The organism is Candidatus Pantoea gossypiicola, assembly GCF_008632075.1.
Taxonomy (GTDB): domain Bacteria; phylum Pseudomonadota; class Gammaproteobacteria; order Enterobacterales; family Enterobacteriaceae; genus Pantoea; species Pantoea gossypiicola.
Map to the genome: position 1 here is coordinate 113948 of NZ_VWVM01000015.1, position 20428 is coordinate 134375.

Annotated in this window: 18 protein-coding genes; all 18 read right to left on the minus strand. The window is 55.5% G+C overall.

Annotation, left to right across the window (positions count from 1 at the left end; genetic code table 11):
* Positions 1–53: 53 nt before the first annotated feature.
* The 18 genes from secM to cra all read right to left on the minus strand — a co-directional run bounded on the left by secM (position 54) and on the right by cra (position 20163).
* A complete protein-coding gene (gene secM, locus F3I20_RS17990; protein ID WP_369414038.1) occupies positions 54–560 on the minus strand; it encodes a secA translation cis-regulator SecM in 507 nt (168 codons plus the stop codon).
* A 301-nt stretch (positions 561–861) separates the two neighbouring features.
* Positions 862–1779: a UDP-3-O-acyl-N-acetylglucosamine deacetylase gene (gene lpxC / locus F3I20_RS17995; protein ID WP_013356769.1), complete on the minus strand. Its 918-nt coding sequence runs from the start codon at positions 1777–1779 to the stop codon at positions 862–864.
* 101 nt (positions 1780–1880) lie between these two features.
* On the minus strand, positions 1881–3035 hold the full coding sequence (ftsZ, locus tag F3I20_RS18000; protein WP_003854738.1) for a cell division protein FtsZ: 1155 nt from the start codon (positions 3033–3035) through the stop codon (positions 1881–1883).
* Between the two features lie 71 nt (positions 3036–3106).
* Positions 3107–4363, minus strand: a complete 1257-nt coding sequence (ftsA, locus tag F3I20_RS18005; RefSeq protein WP_010253890.1) for a cell division protein FtsA — start codon at positions 4361–4363, stop codon at positions 3107–3109.
* Positions 4360–5199, minus strand: coding sequence for a cell division protein FtsQ (ftsQ, locus tag F3I20_RS18010; RefSeq protein ID WP_150037637.1), 840 nt, complete (start codon positions 5197–5199; stop codon positions 4360–4362). The genes ftsA and ftsQ overlap by 4 nt, the downstream gene beginning before the upstream one ends.
* A 1-nt stretch (position 5200) precedes the next feature.
* On the minus strand, positions 5201–6121 hold the full coding sequence (locus tag F3I20_RS18015; RefSeq protein WP_150010819.1) for a D-alanine--D-alanine ligase: 921 nt from the start codon (positions 6119–6121) through the stop codon (positions 5201–5203).
* Entirely contained in the window at positions 6111–7589 is a 1479-nt protein-coding gene (gene murC, locus F3I20_RS18020; protein ID WP_150010821.1) for a UDP-N-acetylmuramate--L-alanine ligase, read from the minus strand. The genes F3I20_RS18015 and murC overlap by 11 nt, the downstream gene beginning before the upstream one ends.
* A gap of 70 nt (positions 7590–7659) precedes the next feature.
* Positions 7660–8718 carry an undecaprenyldiphospho-muramoylpentapeptide beta-N-acetylglucosaminyltransferase gene (gene murG, locus F3I20_RS18025; protein WP_150010823.1) on the minus strand — a complete coding sequence of 353 codons (1059 nt, stop codon included), beginning with the start codon at positions 8716–8718 and terminating at the stop codon, positions 7660–7662.
* Positions 8715–9929: a cell division protein FtsW gene (ftsW, locus tag F3I20_RS18030; protein WP_150010825.1), complete on the minus strand. Its 1215-nt coding sequence runs from the start codon at positions 9927–9929 to the stop codon at positions 8715–8717. Before ftsW ends, murG begins: the two co-directional genes overlap by 4 nt.
* Positions 9929–11245 carry a UDP-N-acetylmuramoyl-L-alanine--D-glutamate ligase gene (gene murD / locus F3I20_RS18035; protein ID WP_150010827.1) on the minus strand — a complete coding sequence of 439 codons (1317 nt, stop codon included), beginning with the start codon at positions 11243–11245 and terminating at the stop codon, positions 9929–9931. The genes ftsW and murD overlap by 1 nt, the downstream gene beginning before the upstream one ends.
* Before the next feature lie 2 nt (positions 11246–11247).
* Positions 11248–12330, minus strand: coding sequence for a phospho-N-acetylmuramoyl-pentapeptide-transferase (gene mraY / locus F3I20_RS18040; protein WP_013356763.1), 1083 nt, complete (start codon positions 12328–12330; stop codon positions 11248–11250).
* Entirely contained in the window at positions 12324–13682 is a 1359-nt protein-coding gene (gene murF / locus F3I20_RS18045; RefSeq protein WP_150010829.1) for a UDP-N-acetylmuramoyl-tripeptide--D-alanyl-D-alanine ligase, read from the minus strand. Before murF ends, mraY begins: the two co-directional genes overlap by 7 nt.
* Positions 13679–15166, minus strand: a complete 1488-nt coding sequence (gene murE / locus F3I20_RS18050; RefSeq protein ID WP_150010831.1) for a UDP-N-acetylmuramoyl-L-alanyl-D-glutamate--2,6-diaminopimelate ligase — start codon at positions 15164–15166, stop codon at positions 13679–13681. The genes murF and murE overlap by 4 nt, the downstream gene beginning before the upstream one ends.
* The gene (gene ftsI, locus F3I20_RS18055) at positions 15153–16922 is read right to left on the minus strand and encodes a peptidoglycan DD-transpeptidase PBP3 (RefSeq protein ID WP_150010833.1); all 1770 of its coding nucleotides are present in this window, start codon (positions 16920–16922) and stop codon (positions 15153–15155) included. The genes murE and ftsI overlap by 14 nt, the downstream gene beginning before the upstream one ends.
* Before the next feature lie 16 nt (positions 16923–16938).
* A complete protein-coding gene (ftsL, locus tag F3I20_RS18060; RefSeq protein ID WP_003854764.1) occupies positions 16939–17259 on the minus strand; it encodes a cell division protein FtsL in 321 nt (106 codons plus the stop codon).
* On the minus strand, positions 17256–18197 hold the full coding sequence (gene rsmH / locus F3I20_RS18065; RefSeq protein ID WP_150010835.1) for a 16S rRNA (cytosine(1402)-N(4))-methyltransferase RsmH: 942 nt from the start codon (positions 18195–18197) through the stop codon (positions 17256–17258). The genes ftsL and rsmH overlap by 4 nt, the downstream gene beginning before the upstream one ends.
* Before the next feature lie 2 nt (positions 18198–18199).
* A complete protein-coding gene (gene mraZ, locus F3I20_RS18070; protein WP_009092149.1) occupies positions 18200–18658 on the minus strand; it encodes a division/cell wall cluster transcriptional repressor MraZ in 459 nt (152 codons plus the stop codon).
* A gap of 494 nt (positions 18659–19152) precedes the next feature.
* Entirely contained in the window at positions 19153–20163 is a 1011-nt protein-coding gene (cra, locus tag F3I20_RS18075; RefSeq protein WP_150010837.1) for a catabolite repressor/activator, read from the minus strand.
* Positions 20164–20428 lie beyond the last annotated feature (265 nt).

The window sequence follows — 20428 nt, forward strand, 5'->3', positions numbered from 1 at the left end:
GCCGGAGCATTCCGGACTGCGAAATCTAAACAGAGTGAATAAAACCAAAAATATTAGCAGAACAATCGGGTGGGTCCGGCGCGAATGCCATGCACGCTGGCATGCCATTCTACCCATGAGCGGGTAGTCGCCGTGAAAAGAGGCGGTGCAGATATCTGCTGCGGTGCAGTGTGCAGCGCAGAATGTGATGTCAGTAAATTATGCAGTGAGTCGATCAGCGCCAGCTTTTGTGCCGCCAGCGGTAATTGCTGTTGCTCCGCCTGAACCTGCGGTGCCAGCGTGAAAGAGAGGTGACGAATAACGGTGCGGATGGCGTGCTGATGCCAGTAATCCACGCTGAAGCCTGGACGTCGGGACGCGTCCTGAAGCCGGATTAAATGATCAAAACGGTTAGCATTGCCCAGAAAGAGACTGCTGGCCGGCGATTCAGGCGAGGCGCTGAGTTCGGAGCTTTGCGCACAGGCTGGCAGGCCAAAGCTGGCCGCGACCATCCCTAACAGGAGATGGGGCCAGAAATAGCGTCTACCCAATTGTCGCCAGCGCAGAAGAATCCCGATCACAACCTTTCCATCGCGCATGCTCTGTTGCGCTCTTGATTTCGTGTACCCGCCGCGAGCCGCAACGGATTTCGGCCTGTAAAAGCGCCACAGATAGTAACATTAATGTGGGGCATCCACACCTGGGATTAAAGAGGCGGCGTGAGAAAACGCGTGTGATTGTTCAGCAATTCAGCAGAACTCACAGCACTTTGCGGGTAAGGTCGCAGTTATCCGGTGTATTACGGAAGGCAATAAAAAAACGGCTGGTACCGCTGACCGGAGAGGGTGTCAGCATAACCAGCCGTTTCGCGTTCTGGAGCCGTTAAGCCAGAACCAAATTCGGTGCTTTGAATGCCACTGGCAGTTCAGCTTCGTCTTCGAAGGTTGCCCATTCCCAGGCTTCCTGCTTAGCCAGAACCGCCTGCAACAGCTTGTTGTTCAGCGCGTGGCCCGATTTGAACGCAGTAAATGCGCCAATGATGTTGTGACCACACATAAACAAGTCGCCAATCGCGTCCAGCATTTTGTGACGGACAAACTCGTCTTCAAAACGCAGACCTTCTTCATTCAGTACGCGGAAATCATCCAGACCTATCGCACAATCTAAGCTACCGCCCAGGCACAGGCCTTTAGACTGCAGATATTCGATTTCACGCATAAAGCCAAATGTACGCGCCCGGCTGATTTGACGAACAAAGGCGTCAGCAGAGAAGTTCATCGCATAGCGCTGTGAGCTGGAATCGATAGCCGGATGTTTGAAGTCGATGGTGAAATCGAGCGAGAAACCGTTATACGGTTTGATCTCAGCCCATTTGTCACCCTCTTCCACACGCACGGTCTGCTTAACACGCACAAATTTCTTCGCGCTGTTGAGCTGCTCGATGCCCGCATCCATCAGCAAATAGATAAACGGTGCTGCGCTACCATCCATGATCGGGATTTCTGGCGCATCGACTTCAACAATAATGTTGTCAATACCCAGACCCGCCAGGGCGGCATTAAGGTGTTCAACCGTTGAAATACGCACGCCTTCATCGTTCACCAGGCACGTACTCAGCATGGTGTCGCGCACGTATTTTGCATCAGCCGGAAAATCTACCGGTGGATTCAAGTCGGTGCGACGATAGATGACCCCGGTATTAGCCGACGCAGGGCGTAATGTCAGTGTGACTTTTTTGCCGGTGTGTAAACCGACGCCAGTCGCCTGAACAATACGTTTTAATGTCCTTTGTTTGATCATCGCATTATCTCGCAGTATCACCTTTCCGACCGCCAGTATACTTTACCAGCGGACAGACACTTTAGCACAAAGAGCGGAGAATCCCAATTATAGGGTTAATCCTAGTCGGCCTGCTTACGTAAAAAGGCCGGAATATCAAGATAGTCTGGCTCTTTATTCGACTGCGCAGCCTGGTCGTTAACGACTTTGGCAGCAGGCTTCTGCTCCTGCGGCAGCGGCGACATACCGTGCTGCTGATAGCGATGATCCATCACGGGCTGGCTGGCTGGCTTGTTCGTCACCAGGGTGATTTCCGGACGCTTGTCCATACCGATACCGGTTGCTACCACGGTAACGCGCAGTTCATCGTTCATCTCCGGATCCAGCGACGTACCGATTACCACGGTTGCGTTGTCAGAAGCGAAGGCGCGGATAGTGTTACCCACGGTTTCGAACTCATCCAGACGCAGGTCGAAGCCCGCAGTAATGTTGACCAGCACGCCACGGGCACCTGACAGGTCGATATCTTCCAGCAGCGGGCTGGAGATCGCCATTTCAGCCGCTTCTTCTGCACGATCTTCACCGCACGCCACGCCTGAACCCATCATTGCATAGCCCATTTCGGACATCACGGTACGCACGTCAGCAAAGTCGACGTTCATCAGGCCCGGACGAGTAATCAGTTCGGCGATACCCTGGACGGCACCTTTCAGCACGTCATTGGCCGCGCCAAACGCATCCAGCAGGGAAATGCCACGACCCAGCACTTTCAGCAGCTTGTCGTTTGGAATGGTGATCAGTGAATCGACATGCTTGGAGAGTTCAGCGATCCCCTGCTCGGCAAACGCCATGCGTTTCTTGCCTTCGAAGTTGAATGGCTTGGTGACAACCGCCACCGTCAGGATACCGAGATCCTTGGCCACTTCAGCGACTACAGGTGCGGCACCGGTACCAGTGCCGCCGCCCATGCCTGCTGCGATGAAGACCATGTCTGCCCCTTCCAGCGCAGCCCGCAGTGCTTCGCGATCTTCTTCTGCAGAGTTACGGCCCACTTCCGGGTTCGCACCCGCACCCAGACCTTTGGTAATGTTATTACCGATCTGGATGGTCTGGCCGACAGCTGTTTTACGCAGCGCTTGCGCGTCGGTATTTACAGCAAAGAATTCCACACCTTCGATACGTTCGCGTACCATGTGCTCTACGGCGTTACCGCCGCCGCCACCGACGCCGATGACTTTAATCACCGCGTCGTTGGTTAATTCCATAGGTTCAAACATGATTTCTCTCCGTTATGTGCCTGTCGCCTGGAGATCACTAAAGAAAACAGCATGATCCCCTTTCACAAAAATTAAAACTCTTTTTTTAACCAACTGTTAATACGCTTGAACCAGTTACCTACTGAAACCCGTTTTTCGGTCTCTGCATCACCGTTCATGTGCGACTCTTTGCCGTAATGCAACAGTCCCACAGCGGTGGAGTAGTATGATTCCTGCGCATAGTCAGTCAGCCCGGTAATATTCAGCGGCTGTCCGATACGCACCTGCGTATGGAATACGCGTTGCGCACAGGCCGCCAGTCCTTCGATTTGCGCTGCACCACCGGTCAGGACAATGCCTGCGGCCAGATGATGCTTGACGCCCTGCTGACGCAGTTGTTCCTGTAACTGCAGAATCTCGTCATTGACCAGATTCAAAAGTTCGGTATAACGCGGTTCAATCACTTCCGCCAGCGTCTGACGTTGCAGGCTACGCGGTGGGCGTCCGCCTACACTTGGCACTTCAACGTTTTCATCTTTGCCGACAATCGAGCCCAGCGCGCAACCATGGCGCACTTTAATCGCCTCAGCATCCGTTGGTGGTGTACCAAATGCATAGGCGATATCGCTGGTGACAACGTTGCCTGCATACGGAATCACCTTAGTGTGCCGCAAAGCGCCGCCGGTATATACGGCTATGTCCATTGTACCGCCACCAATATCGACAACACAGACGCCCAGCTCACGTTCGTCTTCAGTCAGAACCGCAAAACTGGAGGCGAGGCCGGCAAAAATCAGCTGATCCACTTTCAGTCCGCAGCGCTCAACAGCTTTAACGATGTTCTTCGCCATATCGTTGTGGCAGGTGATCAGGTGCACTTTTGCCTGCATGCGCACGCCGGACAGTCCGACCGGATTCTTAATCCCTTCCTGATAATCAATTGCGTATTCCTGAGGAATCACGTGCAGGATGCGGTGCTCGTCACGTACTCTCACCGATTTGGCGGTATGTACAACGTTCTCTACATCATCCTGAGTCACTTCCTCTTCCGAAATCGGAACCATCCCGATTTCGTTCTGACAACTGATATGTTTGCCCGATAAAGCAAGGTAGACGGAGGAGATCTGGCAATCTGCCATCAGCTCAGCCTGATCGATGGCGCGCTGAACGCATTTCACCACCGACTCAAGGTCGTTTACGCCACCTTTATCCATACCGCGGGAAGGGCAGCTGCCCACCCCAATAATATTGACCATACCATCGGGCAGAACTTCCCCAACCAGGGCGGCAACCTTTGCAGTGCCGATTTCGAGTCCAACTACCAGTTTTCTGTCCGTTGCCTTGATCATTGTTGTTTAGCCTGTGCCTGGTTCTGTTGCTGATTACTGTCCTGTGGCTCCATCACGACCGGTGTCCAGCCAACAGAAGCGCCAGAGTCGTATCGCAAATCCACGTAGCTGATACGTTTGCTCTCGTTCTGACCTTGCTGTTGCAGCACCGGGTAGAGCTCAATAAAGCGATTCAGTCGTTTCATGGTGTCGCTGCGCCCCAGTTCGATACGTACATCATCGCTGGTCACCAGCTGCCATGAACGCCGGGCCGTCATCGACGCCACCTTCAGAGTAAACTTCCGGGCTTTCAGCACATCATCCATGCTGTGATAGCCCGCCAGGACCTCTTTCTCGCTCCCTTCAGGCCCATACAACATCGGCATTGTCTCTTTGCCGGCATGACTGGCGGGTACGCTGAAGGAGACACCTTCAGCATCCACCATATGCAAATCGTTCCAGCGTGCCACTGGCGTATACTCCACCAGATGGATTTTCAGTTCGTCTGGCCACTGCTTACGTACGCTGACCTGCTTAATCCACGGCAGCCGCTCAATCTGCTGCTGCAGGATATCCACATCCTGAGACATAAACGTGCCAGGCGGACCCAGCGACAGAATCGCCTGGCGGATATCGTCGTGGGTGGTGTAGTGCGTCTGTCCTGTCACCACCAGTTTTGACAGCGGCAGCCGGGACGCATCGTTCATCCACTTCAGCACCACCAGTCCGCCGGCAACCATAATCCCGATAACCATCAGCAGAAAAACAATGCCGAACAGTCGGGCTCCGTTACTGCGCCCGGTGCGAGTACGCTCCTGCGGTTCACGGTTTCGAACTCTCATCGCCGCCTGTGACATATCAGTCGGCCAGCTCCAGAATATGGGCAACCAGCTGCGGGAAACGCATGCCCGCCTGTTTCGCTGCCATAGGAACCAGACTGTGGCTGGTCATGCCCGGCGAGGTATTGGCTTCCAGTAGCTGGAAATTCCCTGCCTCATCCGTCATCACATCAACCCGTCCCCAGCCACGACAGCCCAGTGCACGCCAGGCCGCCAGCACCAGCTGCTGTAATTCAGCTTCACGTTCAGCGCTCAAATCGGCCGGACAGACGTACTGAGTATCGTCAGAAATGTATTTAGCTTCATAGTCATAGAACTCACTGGCGCTCTTTATTTCAATTGAGGGCAGAATACGATCACCCACAATCGCGACGGTATACTCTGCGCCGCTGAGAAACGCCTCGACCAGTACGTCATTGTCGTGCTTAAACGCCATTTTCAGTGCGGCAGGCAGCGCGCTCAGCTCGTTAACCCGGCTGATTCCCACACTGGAGCCTTCGCAGGCTGGCTTAACAAACAGTGGCAGACCCAGTGCTGTAATGGCCGCGTTGCTCTCTGCATCCAGCCCGCCATCAAACTGCTGACGCGTCAGCCAGACAAACTTTCCTGACGGTAATCCGCGCCCCTGCCACAGCAGTTTGGTGCGCAACTTATCCATGGTCACCGCGGATGCCATCACGCCGCTGCCAGTGTAAGGCAGTTGCAGAAACTCCAGCACGGCCTGCATCGTGCCATCTTCACCGCCCCGGCCATGCAGCGCGATAAAGGCTTTGGTAAAGCCCTGCTCTTTCAGCGTCAGCACCGACACATCACGGGTATCGACGCCATGCGCATCGATGCCCATTTCACGCAGTCCGGCGACGACGGCCTGACCCGAGTTCAGCGAAACCTCACGCTCTGCTGAGGTGCCGCCCATTAATACGGCAACTTTATCCGCCATGACGATCCTCCGCTTTGCGTTCCGGCTGGAGCTTAGTCTCCGCCAGCTTGCGGGCAACCTTGCCGACGTTACCGGCACCCTGTACCAGAATCAGGTCATTACCTGACAGCAGCGGTGCCAGCATCTCCGGCAGCGCGTCATGTTCCGGCACCAGAATCGGATCAACCTTGCCCCGGTTACGAATGGCACGGCACAGCGAACGGCTGTCGGCACCCGGAATCGCGGTTTCACCGGCGGAGTACACATCCAGCATCAGCAACACATCAACATGCGACAGCACGTTGGCGAAATCATCAAACAGATCGCGGGTGCGGCTGTAACGGTGCGGCTGAAACACCATCACCAGTTTTTTATCCGGCCAGCCTGCGCGCGCGGCTTTAATCGTCGCGTCCACTTCGGTGGGATGATGACCGTAATCATCTACCAGCATTGCACTGCCCGGCTGTCCGTTGACCGGCTCTGTCGGGAATTCACCCAGCACATCAAAGCGACGACCCGTCCCCTGGAAACTCTCCAGCGCAGCCAGGATGGCATTGTCTTCAATGCCCTCTTCAGTGGCGACGGCGACCGCTGCCGCCGCGTTCAGGGCGTTGTGGCGACCCGGCGCGTTCAGCGTAATCTGCAGCGGCGCTTTATCCTGACGGATCAGGGTGAAATGCCCCTGCGCGCCACTCTGCTCATAATTTTCAATGCGCAGGTCAGCATCGTCACTGAAACCGTACGTGGTGATATGACGTCCCACACGCGGTATCAGATCACGGATGACCGCATCGTCCACACACATCACCGCCCGACCGTAAAACGGCAGGTTATGCAGGAAGTTAATAAACGTCTGCTTCAGGTTCTCAAAATCGCCCTGATAGGTGTCCATATGGTCAGCTTCGATGTTGGTCACAATCGCCACCATCGGCTGCAGATGCAGAAACGACGCATCGCTCTCATCTGCTTCGGCAATCAGATAGCGGCTGTTACCCAGACGCGCATGCGTACCTGCTGCTTTAACCAGACCGCCGTTAACGAAGGTCGGATCAAGACCCGCTTCCGCATAAATACTCGACACCATCGCCGTAGTGGTCGTTTTGCCATGCGTACCCGCAACGGCGATGCCGTGACGGAAACGCATGAGTTCAGCCAGCATCTCCGCGCGACGGATCACTGGGATACGCTGCTCACGTGCTGCCACCAGTTCCGGGTTATCCTGCGATACGGCGCTTGAGACGACGACGACGCTGGCATCGGTCACATTTTCGGGGCGATGGTTAAAATAAATGGTGGCACCCAGCGCGATCAGGTTCTGCGTCACCGGGTTAGGGGCCAGATCTGAACCGCTGATATGGTAGCCTTCATTTGCTAACACTTCGGCAATACCGCCCATGCCAGCACCACCGATGCCGACAAAGTGGATGTGCCGGACGCGACGCATCTCGGGCACGATAGAACGCAGTTTTGCCAATTGTTGTGTATTCATCGCTCTCAGTTACCTGCTATTTCAGTTTGTACCCACTCCGGGTACAGGTCAGCCACGCTGACCGGAATGATTACTTTGCGGCGCGAGCCACTTCCAGAGCGACCCGTTCAGTCGCATCGGGGATCGCTACCTGACGGGCCTGCTCAGCCATCGTCAGCAGTGTTGCGCGATCCCAGTGGCGTAGCAGATCCGCTACAGCCTCCGCAGTAAACTGCGGCTGCTCAAAAATTCTGGCGGCCCCCGCTTTTTCCAACGGCAGCGCGTTCCAGTACTGCTGGCGATCTTTGTGCTGAAACGGCACGAAAATCGCCGGTAAACCTGCGGCAGCGACTTCACTCACGGTTAACGCGCCGGAGCGGCACACCACTACATCGGCCCAGGCGTAGGCGGCAGCCATGTCATCAATAAACTCAGTGACCTTATGCTGCGTCTGTCCGGCCTGCTGATACGCTTTCTCTGTTTCGGGCTGTGCACCTTTACCGGTCTGATGCCACAGGGTGATCTCATCACCCACCAGCGCCGCAATCTGCGGCAGCGTCTGATTCAGTATTCGCGCCCCCTGACTGCCGCCAATCACCAGTACCCGAACCGGGCCATGACGATCTGCCAGACGTTGCGCGGGCAAAGGCAGAGCCAGAACATCAGTACGCACCGGATTCCCCACCACATCGGCGGCGGGAAACGCGCCCGGAAACGCCTGCAAAACTTTGGTGGCGATTTTCGCCAGCCATTTATTAGTCAGCCCGGCGATCCCATTCTGCTCATGCAGCACCACAGGAATACCACAGCTCCACGCCGCTAAGCCGCCAGGGCCGGAAACGTAGCCGCCCATACCCAGCACTACATCCGGTTGCCAGGCTTTCATGATGCGACGCGCCTGACGCCAGGCATTGAAGATGCGCAGCGGTGCCAGCAGCAGCGCTTTCATGCCTTTCCCGCGTAACCCGCTGATGCGGATGAAGTCGATGTCGATGCCATGCTTTGGCACCAGATCGGCTTCCATGCGGTCGGCGGTGCCTAACCAGCGAACCTGCCAGCCCTGTTCCATCAGATGATGGGCGACAGCCAGACCGGGAAAGACATGTCCGCCGGTTCCGCCTGCCATCACCATCAATCGCTTACCGCTCATCGACCACCTCGGGTAAACGCCTGCGCTTTCGCCAGGCGCGTTTCATAATCTATGCGTAATAAAAAGACGATGGCGGTCGACATAATGATCAGACTCGAACCACCGTAACTGATCAGCGGTAAGGTCAGGCCTTTGGTCGGTAACATACCGGCTGCAGCCCCGACGTTAACCAGCGCCTGGAAGCTGAACCAGACACCGATTGAACAGGCCAAAAAGCCGGAAAAACGCTGATCCAGTTCCAGAGCACGACGGCCAATCGACATCGCACGAAAAGCGACGAAGAATACCATTAAAAGTGCCAGCACCACACCGACATAGCCGAGTTCTTCCCCGATAATGGCGAAAATAAAGTCGGTGTGCGCTTCCGGCAGATATTCCAGCTTTTGCACCGAGTTACCGAGTCCCTGCCCCCAGAATTCCCCGCGACCAAATGCCATCAGAGACTGCGTCAGCTGGTAGCCACTACCAAAGGGATCTTCCCACGGGTTCCAGAACGAGGTCACACGGCGCATACGATAAGGTTCGGCAATAATCAGCAGAATTACCGCAAAAATACCGGAGCCGATGATGGCCATGAACTGCCACAGTTTGGCTCCCGCCAGGAACAGCATCGCCAGGGTGGTGACAAACAGCACCACCACCGTACCCAGGTCCGGCTGCGCCAGCAGTAACACCGCCAGCACGACCATCACGCCCATCGGCTTACAGAAGCCCCAGAAGTTGTTACGCACCTCTTCCACTTTGCGCACCAGGTAACTGGCGAGATAGCAGAACAGGGAGAGTTTCGACAGCTCAGCAGGCTGGATACGCAACGGACCCAGGGCGATCCAGCGCGATGCACCATTAACCGAGCTACCGACCACCAGAACAATCAGCAGCATGACAATCGTGACCATAAGCATCACATTGCTGTAGCGCTGCCAGAAATCCATCGGTACCCGCAGCGTAACCAGCGCCATACCTAAAGCCAGCACGATGTAAAACGCATCACGCTTCGCAAAGTAAAAGAGATCGTCATTCAGACGCTGCCCCACTGGCATAGAGGCTGAGGTCACCATCACAAAACCAATCACCGCCAGGCCCAGCGTCAGCCATAACAGCGTGCGGTCATAGAGCACCAGTGAAGTGTCATCACTTTCGCGTGCGCCCATGACCCAATCTTTCAGGCGTCCTGAGAAATAGTGAGCCAGTCCGGTGCCAGGAATACGCATCAGCTCAGCTCCTTCGCCAGTTGCGCGAACTGATCGCCGCGCTGCTCAAAGTTACGGAACTGGTCAAGGCTGGCACAGGCGGGCGACAGCAGAACCATATCGCCTGCTTTGACCTGCGGCGCGATCTGCTCCATCGCCTGTCGCATCGTTTCCGTGCGCACAGCGATGTCAGGACGCAGCGCTGCCAGCGCATCGCCGTCGCGGCCAAAACAGTAGATACGCACATTGTCACCCTGCAGCCAGGGGATCAGCGGCGTAAAGTCGGCTGATTTGCCATCACCGCCCATCAGCAGCCATAAAGTGCCTGTTACCTGCAGGCCATTCAGCGCCGCTTCGGTGCTGCCGACGTTGGTCGCTTTGGAGTCATTAATCCAGCGCACACCCTGGTGTTCATGGACCAGCTGGAAGCGATGCGCCAGACCGTTAAATTGCGTTAAGGCCGCGAGGCTGGAGGCGCGTGGCAGACCGACCGCATCGGCCAGCGCCAGCGCGGCGAGCGCGTTGGTGTAGTTATGCTGTCCCACCATCTTCATTTCAGCGGTGTTCAGGACTTTCTCGCCTTTCACCCGTAGCCAGATACTGCCCTGCTGCTTGTTAAGGTGGTAGTCACCGAAATCGACACCAAAGCTGACACAGCGCTTATCCGCACCTCGAACCGGCATCGTCAGCGCATCATCGGCGTTAACGATGCAGGTCTGCGCGTTCTCGTAAACCCGCAGCTTGGCGGCACGATACTGCTGCATACCCAGCGGATAGCGATCCATATGATCTTCGGTAACATTAAGCACGGTTGCCGCAGCCGCTTTCAGGCTGTGCGTGGTCTCAAGCTGGAAGCTGGAGAGTTCCAGGACATAAAGCTGGGCCGGTGATTGCAGCAGACTTAGCGCGGGCAGACCGATATTGCCGCCGACGCCTGCCTGCCAGCCTGCGGCTTTCGCCATTTCACCCACCAGCGTGGTCACGGTGCTTTTGCCGTTGGAACCGGTAATTGCCACGATGGGTGCCTGCGCCTCGCGGCAGAACAGCTCAATGTCACCGACGATTTCAATTCCGGCTTCAACCGCTTCGCTGAGAATCGGATGCGCCAGCGCAACGCCTGGGCTGGCAACAATCAGATCGGCCGCCAGTAACCAGTCACCATTAATGCCGCCCAGATGGCGTTCAACCTGCCCGGGTAATTTATCCAGCCCCGGCGGCGAGACACGGGTGTCCATCACGCGAGGCGTGACGCCCTGCGCTAAAAAGAAATCAACACAGGAGAGACCGGTCAGGCCCAGCCCGATGATGACGACTTTTCTACCCCGATAGTCAGCCATGATTAACGCACCTTCAGCGTAGCCAGGCCAATCAGCACCAGCATTAGCGAAATAATCCAGAAGCGAACGATAACGCGCGGTTCCGGCCAGCCCTTAAGTTCATAGTGGTGATGGATCGGTGCCATGCGAAAAATACGCTGGCCGCGCAACTTGAACGATCCCACCTGCAGGATCACCGACAGCGTTTCAACCACAAATACGCCGCCCATGATCACCAGTAAAAATTCCTGACGCAGTAACACCGCGATGGTGCCCAGCGCGCCGCCTAACGCCAGCGAGCCGACGTCGCCCATAAAGACCTGAGCCGGATAGGTGTTGAACCACAGGAAGCCCAGCCCTGCCCCGACGATAGCGGTACAGACAATCACCAGCTCACCGGCGTGACGCAGATAGGGAATATGAAGGTATTCAGCAAACTTCACGTTACCGGTTGCCCAGGCAACCAGCGCGAAGCCCGCAGCGACAAAGACGGTTGGCATAATCGCCAGCCCATCCAGCCCATCGGTCAGATTGACCGCGTTACCCGTTCCGACAATCACAAAGTAGGCAAGTAGCACATAAAAGAGGCCAAGCTGCGGCATGATGTCTTTGAAAAACGGCACGACCAGTTGAGTCGCGGGAGTATCTTTGCCCGCCGCATAAAGTCCGAACGCCACACCCAGTGAAATCACCGACATCCAGAAATATTTCCAGCGGGCGATCAGGCCTTTCGTGTCTTTACGCACCACTTTACGGTAGTCATCGACAAAGCCGATGATGCCGAAGCCGACCAGCACGAACAGCACGCACCAGACATAGGGGTTCGACGGATAGGCCCACATCAGCACCGAAATAGTGATGGAGGTCAGAATCATAATGCCGCCCATGGTAGGCGTCCCGCGCTTACTGAAGTGCGATTCCGGGCCATCGTTACGGACGACCTGGCCAATCTGTAATTTCTGCAGCCAGGCGATCAGGCGCGGCCCCATCCAGAGTGAGATAAATAATGCGGTCAGCAGGCTGACAATGGCGCGAAACGTCAGATAGGAAAAGACGTTGAAGCCCGAATAAAAAGCGACCAGATGCTCGGCCAGCCAAACTAACATGTTCCTTTCTCCTTTAAGCTCTGTACTACCTGCTCCATGGCGGCACTACGTGAACCTTTTATCAGGACGGTAATTTCTGAGTGTTGGGACAACAATTCTCGCAAACGTTCAGTCAGCGCCGTCTTATCGCTGAAATGTTCACCAACTCCACTGCTTTCACTGATGAATTGACTGAATTTTCCACAGGTCAGTACGCGGTTAAGGCCTGCTTCGCGTGCCGCTTCGCCAATTTCGCGGTGGCATTTTTCAGTCTCCTCACCCAGTTCCGCCATATCACCCGCCACCAGCACCCGGTAGCCTGGCATCTCTGACAGGACCTGTACGGCGGCGGTCATCGATCCGACGTTAGCGTTGTAGCTATCATCCAGCAGCAGCTGATGCGCAGAGAGACGTACCGGGAACAGGCGACCTGGCACCGACTGCAAATTTTTCAGTCCCTGCTGAACGGCGCTAAGCGGCGCATCCACCGACAGGGCCAGTGCCGCCGCCGCCAGAGCGTTAGCGATGTTATGACGGCCCGGCAACGGCAGTACGATCTCAACCGTGCCGCGCGGTGTGTTCATCACAAAATGGGTGCCATCCTGCGCAATGCGGATATCACGGGCGGAGAAATCACACTCAGCCGCCTGCGGCGAGAAGCGCCACACGGTTTTGTCCTGCAGCGTGGTCTGCCAGTTTGGCCAGTCGTTGCTCTCCTGGTTGAGAATGGCAATGCCGTGAGCCGGCAGGCCCTGGAAGATCTCACCTTTCGCTTTAGCGACACCGGCCAGTGAGCCAAAACCCTCCAGATGTGCCGCGGCCAGATTATTCACCAGCGCACTTTCCGGTTTAACCAGGTCAGTGGTGTAGGCGATTTCGCCCTGATGATTAGCCCCCAGCTCGATAACCGCGTACTGATGTTCTGCGGTCAGGCGTAGCAACGTCATCGGTACGCCATAATCGTTGTTGAGATTGCCTGCGGTGTAGAGCGTCTCGCCACACTGACGCAAAATCGCTGCGGTCATCTCTTTAACCGAGGTTTTGCCGGAGGAGCCGGTCAGCGCGACTACGCGGGCGGTCGACTGCTGACGAACCCAGGCACCCAGTTGGCCAAAGGCAACCCGGGTATCCTCAACCACTACCTGAGGCACCGCCACAGGTAAATGCTTACTCACCAGCAGCGCCTGTGCCCCATTAGCAATGGCATCTCCGGCGAAGTCATGTGCATCAAAGCGTTCGCCCACCAGTGCGACAAACAGGCTGTCCGCCGTCACTTTGCGGGTATCGGTGGTCACATCATTCAGGGTTAAATCGCTGCCGTGCAGCGTGCCACCGGTAATTTCCGCCAGGGTCTTTAATGAAACCGGAATCATGCTGCGCCTCCCAGCAGTGCCGCTACCGTGGCACGATCGGAGTAGTCGAGACGACGGTTGCCGATGATCTGATAATCTTCATGGCCTTTGCCCGCCACCAGCACGATATCGTCAGGCTGTGCCTGCATAATGGCGTTAGTGACCGCTTGCGCACGACCTGATACCACGCGGGCGCGGCCCGGTTCGAGCAAACCAGTCAGAATGTCTTTTACTATCGCCTGCGGATCTTCGCTGCGCGGATTGTCGTCGGTAATCACCACCACATCCGCATATTGCTCAGCAATCGCACCCATTAACGGGCGTTTGCCTTTGTCACGGTCCCCGCCGCAGCCAAACAGGCACCACAGTTTTCCTTTGCAGTGCAGACGTGCCGCTTCCAACGCTTTTTCCAGCGCATCCGGCGTGTGGGCATAGTCCACCACGACCGTCGGTTTTCCTGCAGCGCTGAACACTTCCATACGCCCGTTAACCGGCTGTAACCGTGGTGCAACGCTTACCAGCGCCGCCAGCGGATAATCCAGTGACAGCAGGGTCGCCAGTGCCAGCAGCAGATTGCTGACGTTGAACGCGCCCATCAGCGGGCTGTCGATTTCACCGTTACCCCAGCCTGAGCTGAAACGGATATGCGCACCGTTGTCGTGATACTCCACCGCATCGGCTTTCAGCCAGCGGCCATGGCAGCCCGGCTGGAGGTTGTCTTCCATGGTGATGGCAACCGCATCAGGTAAGCGCGCCAGCCAGCGACGGCCGACTTCATCATCAGCGTTAAGAATCGCCTGTCCGACCTGATGCTCAGAAAACAGCAACCATTTGGCCGACTCATAGCCCGACATATCACCGTGGTAATCGAGGTGATCGCGACTGAGGTTGGTGAAGACCGCAGCGGCAAACGGCAGTGCCGCAACGCGATGCTGCACCAGACCGTGTGACGAGACTTCCATCGCGGTCAGGGTCGCCCCTTTTTCAGCGAGCTCGTACAGCATATGCTGAACGTCCACTGCTGAACCGGTCGTATTTTCTGCAGCAACTAAGTGACCCACCAGCCCGTTGCCGACGGTGCCCATCACCGCACTGGTCTCACCCAGCAGCGTCGCCCACTGGGCCAGCAGCTGGGTGGTCGTGGTTTTACCGTTGGTGCCGGTGACGCCAATCAGCGTCTGCTTCTCGCCCGGCTGCTGGTAAAACCGGCCTGCTAAGGCCGAAAGGCGCTGATTCAACTGCGCCAGATAGATTACCGGTACGCCGTGCATTTCACGGATTTCACCGTCGACCGCTTCACCCTCAGCTTCAGCCACTACGGCGGCAACGCCCTGCGCAATCGCCTGCGGAATGAAACGGCGTCCATCGACCTGATGGCCCGCAACAGCGACAAACAGATCGCCAGACGCCGCCATACGGCTATCCAGGGTCATGTCGCGCAGTGGGCGCGCCGGCGCGCCTGGCACCCAGGGGCCGAGTAAATCGCGCAGGTTACGATCTGTCACTTGATTCCTCACTTCTGTTAGTCACCAACTCATTCCTGTCATTGGTCGTCGGTAATGCGTCCGGCTCGATGTTCATGGTGCGCAGTACGCCGCCCATGATGGCACCAAAGACCGGTGCAGAAACCGCACCGCCGTAATACTTGCCGGCCTGGGGATCGTTGATCACCACCACCAGCGCGAATCGGGGATGACTGGCAGGTGCCACGCCTGCGGTATAAGCAATATATTTATTGACGTAGCGTCCGTCCGGTCCGACTTTTTTCGCCGTACCGGTTTTTATCGCAATGCGATAACCCTTAATTGCCGCTTTAACGCCACCGCCACCGGGCAGTGCCACGCTTTCCATCATGTGCATCACAGTTTTCACCAGTGACTCATCGAAAACGCGTTGTCCCGCGACGGGCGGATCCACTTTGGTAATCGACAGCGGACGGTTGATGCCATAGCTGCCAATCGTTGCGTAGACTCGCGCTAACTGTAACGGCGTTACCATTAGCCCGTAGCCGAAAGAGAAGGTGGCCCTCTCTATGTCAGACCACCGTTGTTTTTTAGGGTATAAGCCACTGCTTTCCCCGACCAGCCCCAAATTGGTCGGTTTGCCCAGTCCAAAGCGCGCGTAAGTTTCTACCAGCGCTGAGGAAGGCATCGCTAACGCCAGACGTGAAACACCGACGTTACTCGACTTCTGTAAAACCCCTGTCAGGGTCAATTCGTTGTAGCGCGCCACATCTTTGATCTCATGACCATTGACGCGGTACGGCACGGTATTCAGGACGCTGTTCTCTCTGACCACGCCGCGCTGCAGCGCCGTCATCACCACCATCGGCTTGACGGTTGAGCCAGGCTCGAAGATGTCGGTGATGGCGCGGTTGCGCATCAGATCTTTGGAGGTGTTACTGAGATTGTTCGGGTTGTAAGCCGGGCTGTTAGCCATCGCCAGCACTTCACCGGTGTTCACATCCACCAGCACCGCTGTGCCCGACTCTGCTTTGTTGAACGCCACTGCATTATTCAGTTCGCGGTAAACCAGCGCCTGTAACCGCTCATCAATGCTCAGGGTCAGGTTATGGGCGGCGCGACTGTCTACAGACGAGATATCTTCGATGACCCGGCCATAGCGATCTTTACGCACCGTTCGTTCGCCCGGCGAACCGGTCAGCCACTTATCAAAGCTCTTCTCGATGCCTTCAATGCCCTGTCCATCGATATTGGTAAAGCCAATCAGATGGGAGGTGACCTGCCCGGCAGGGTAGTAACGACGCGACTCTTCGCGCAGATGAATACCGGGAAGTTTGAGTTTTTTAACGTACTCGCCGATGGCCGGATTGACCTGGCGCGCCAGATAGACAAAGCGGCCTTTAGGATTGGCATTGACGCGGGCCGCCAGTTGATCAAGCGGAATAGAGAGCGCATCAGACAGCGCTTTCCAGCGGCTGTCCAGCGTTACACCACCACCGGCATGCAGCTCTTTTGGATCAGCCCAGATGGCATTAACCGGTACACTAACTGCCAGTGGGCGGCCAGCGCGATCGCTGATCATCCCGCGTGAAGTCGGCACGGCCTGAACACGCAGCGAGCGCAGATCGCCTTCTTTCACCAGCTTGCCCGGATTGATCACCTGCAGCCAGGCCACACGCGACAGCAAACCACCCAGCGCCAGTAAAATACAGCCGCACAGCAACGCAAAACGCCAGCTTACAAAGCTGGCTTTATCTTCCGGTTTCTTTAACTTCAGCGTTCTACCTGTGCCGCTCATTCGCTATCTGAAATCCTTATTTCTGCACCACGATATTTTCTTGTGAAGGATCAACGTGCTGCAGCTGCAGCTTCTCAGTGGCGATGCGTTCAACCCGGCTATGGTCGCCCAGCGCATTCTCTTCCAGAATCAGGTTGCGCCACTCGATATCCAGCGCATCACGCTCCAGCACCAGCTGTTCGCGCTGCGCGGTCAGCAGTCGTGTTTTATGGGTGGTGGTGACCACCAGCACGGCAGACACCACCACTGCGATCAGCAACAGCACCGGAATCTTGCCTTTTCGCAGCAAATCCCCGCCGATGACGGCGGGCAGACTGTGGCGCTCATTACCGATCATGCGTCGGTTTTCTCCGCGATACGTAATACCGAACTGCGCGCACGCGGATTCTCAGAGACTTCAGCGTCACCCGGCGACATCTTGCCAAGCAGCTTCAGCTCACGCCCGCCCAGGGCTCGCAGCTGCTGTTCAGTCATCGGTATCCCGGCAGGCACCTGTGGCCCGCGACTCTGATCGCGCATGAAGCGCTTCACCAGCCGATCTTCCAGTGAATGGAAGCTGATGACAGAGAGGCGACCCTGTGGTGCCAGTACCTCAATCGCCCCTTTTAGCGCAATATCGATCTCTTCCAGTTCGCTGTTAATCCAGATACGAATTGCCTGGAAGCTGCGTGTAGCCGGATGCTTAAACTTATCTTTCACCGGCATGGCGACAGAGATAACTTCAGCCAGCTCCCGGGTGCGGGTCATCGGCTGTTCACGATTGCGCTCGACAATGGCCCGGGCAATACGTTTAGAGAATCGCTCTTCACCGTAGGTCTTCAGGACGAAAGCGATATCCGCTTCTTCCGCGTGCAGCAACCATTCTGCGGCGGAATGACCGCGCGAAGGGTCCATTCGCATATCAAGCGGTCCGTCACGCATAAAGGAGAAGCCGCGTTCGGCATCATCCAGTTGCGGTGATGACACCCCCAGATCGAGTAAAATGCCGTCAATTTTTCCGACTAAATCCCGTTCAGCGACATACTCTGCCAGTGCGGAAAAAGGGCCATGAATAATTGAAAAACGCGGGTCAGTGATCTCCGCAGCAGCGGCGATAGCTTGCGGATCGCGATCGATAGCGATCAGCCTTCCCTTCTCTCCCAGTTGCGAAAGAATAAGGCGTGAATGACCACCGCGGCCAAAAGTGCCGTCAATGTAGATACCGTCTTCCCTGATATTGAGGCCGTTAACCGCCTCATCCAACAGTACGGTGGTATGTTTGAAATTTTCCTGCATAGCTATAGCGACAAGTCCTGCAACCGCTCAGATAAAGGCTCCTGAGCCGACTGTTCTGCGTCAATATCGTCCCTGACTTGTTGATACCAGGTCTGTTCATCCCACAGCTCAAACTTGTTGAACTGTCCAACCAGCATCACTTCTTTGGTTAATTTTGCATGCTGCCGAAGCGTATTTGCCAGCAGCAGGCGGCCTGCATTGTCCATCTGACATTCACTGGCATGGCCCAACAGCAAACGCTGCACGCGACGCTCAAGTGGATTCATACTGGAAAGACGTGCCAGCTTTTTTTCAATGATTTCCCATTCGGGCAGGGTATAAAGCAACAGGCATGGCTGGTGGAGGTCGATGGTACAGACCATCTGCCCCTGAGACTCCCCAATCAGCAAATCGCGATATCGCGTGGGTACGGCGAGCCGCCCTTTGCTGTCGAGATTGACTAACGTTGCTCCGCGGAACATGCCAGTCTCTCCTCCTGGTCACCCATTTACGCCACTTTATCCCACTTTTTACCACGAAACGAGTTTAAGGATCCCATGAAATCCTTGTCAAGCCGGAGCGGTAGTTGAATATCACTCTTTACAGAGCGCGAAATTAATCTCTGGCGACGATATAAACGAATAAAAAGGGAAAATAAAAATTAAGCCAATGAATACCTGAATAAAAATAAGAACCCGGGAAAAAACGACTAAAAATGAAACAATGTGAAGCGCTGAATATTTACCAGCGTTTCTGAGACGGCGGCGGCATTTTAGGGGATTTCCGAAAGGAAGCACAGCAGCTTCAGGCCAGACGGGGCAGGAAGTTTGTTGAAGTTGTAAGCAGATAATAAAAATAAGCCTGTCGACTTTGTTAGATTTGATGAGCAGAATTTACGCTTTTTTACGTCGACCTGTTTATTTAATCAGTACATCATGTAAATAAAATGGGCGGGCAGCGTAATACTGCCCGTTTTTCATTTAACTTTTCTGCTTAATTGTCCGCGACGGTATAAATTACGACGAATGCGGGTTAAACCCGGTTTCGGTTTTCTGGGTTCATCTAAAGAGGCTAAAACTAATTCCAGTACGCGTTCTGCCACGTCACGATGACGCTGACCCACCGCCAGGACCGGACACTCAAGAAAGTCCAGTAATTCGTGGTCGCCAAAGGTGGCAATGGCCAGCTCGGTCGGCAACCTTCCGTCACGTTTCAGCGTCACATCCATGACACCCTGCAGCAGACCAAAAGAGGTGGTAAAAAGCGCCTCCGGCATCGGGTGATCTTCAAGGTATTTTTCAAACAGCGCAGCAGCGGCTGTGCGTTCGAAGCTGTTGCAGTAGATATAGTCAATCGGGCGGGTATCGTCTTTCCAGGCATCGCGGAACCCCATCTCCCGCAGGAAACTCACTGAGAGCTCAGGTAACGCGCCAAGGAACAGCACATTTTTAACCTCAAGCTGACGCAATTCAGCGGCCAGCGTCTGTGCATCATCCTGATCGGCACCCACTACGCTGGTGAAATGTTCACGATCCAGCGCGCGGTCTAACGCGATAATCGGCAGGGGATCGTTGATCCAGCGCTGATAAAAGGGATGTTCTGGCGGTAACGAGGTAGAGACGATTATCGCATCGACCTGCCGCTGTAACAGATGTTCAATGCAGCGCATCTCGTTATCAGGCTGATCTTCCGAACAGGCAATCAGCAGCTGATAGCCACGCTGTCGCGCCTGTCGCTCCAGATAGTTCGCAATACGGGTATAGCTGGTATTTTCCAGATCGGGAATGACTAACCCAATAGAGCGCGTTCGCCCGGCGCGCAGCCCGGCAGCCACCGCATTAGGGTGATAATTATGCTCACGTACCACCGCCATGACTTTCTCAACGGTTTTGTCGCTGACACGATACTGCCGCGCTTTGCCATTGATCACATAACTGGCCGTGGTGCGCGATACGCCTGCCAGACGCGCAATTTCATCCAGTTTCACGATAATCCCACCATCAAATACGCTTTAACGGCAAAAATAGCCGCAGTTAAGCTATGGATAACTTATGACTCTCATCTAACAGCAGAAAAGTGCGCGGAGCAACCGCTTTTCTGAATGTAACTCGCCTGGCGCATAAAAAGTAAAAATCCGCCTTCATAGAAGGCGGCTTTGTTTTCCGCCCCATGGGGGCGTACTAAGTTCGGACTCTTAGAGCCCTCTCTTTACACCTCATGAAGCGACAGTTGTTTATCTTCAACTTCATGCT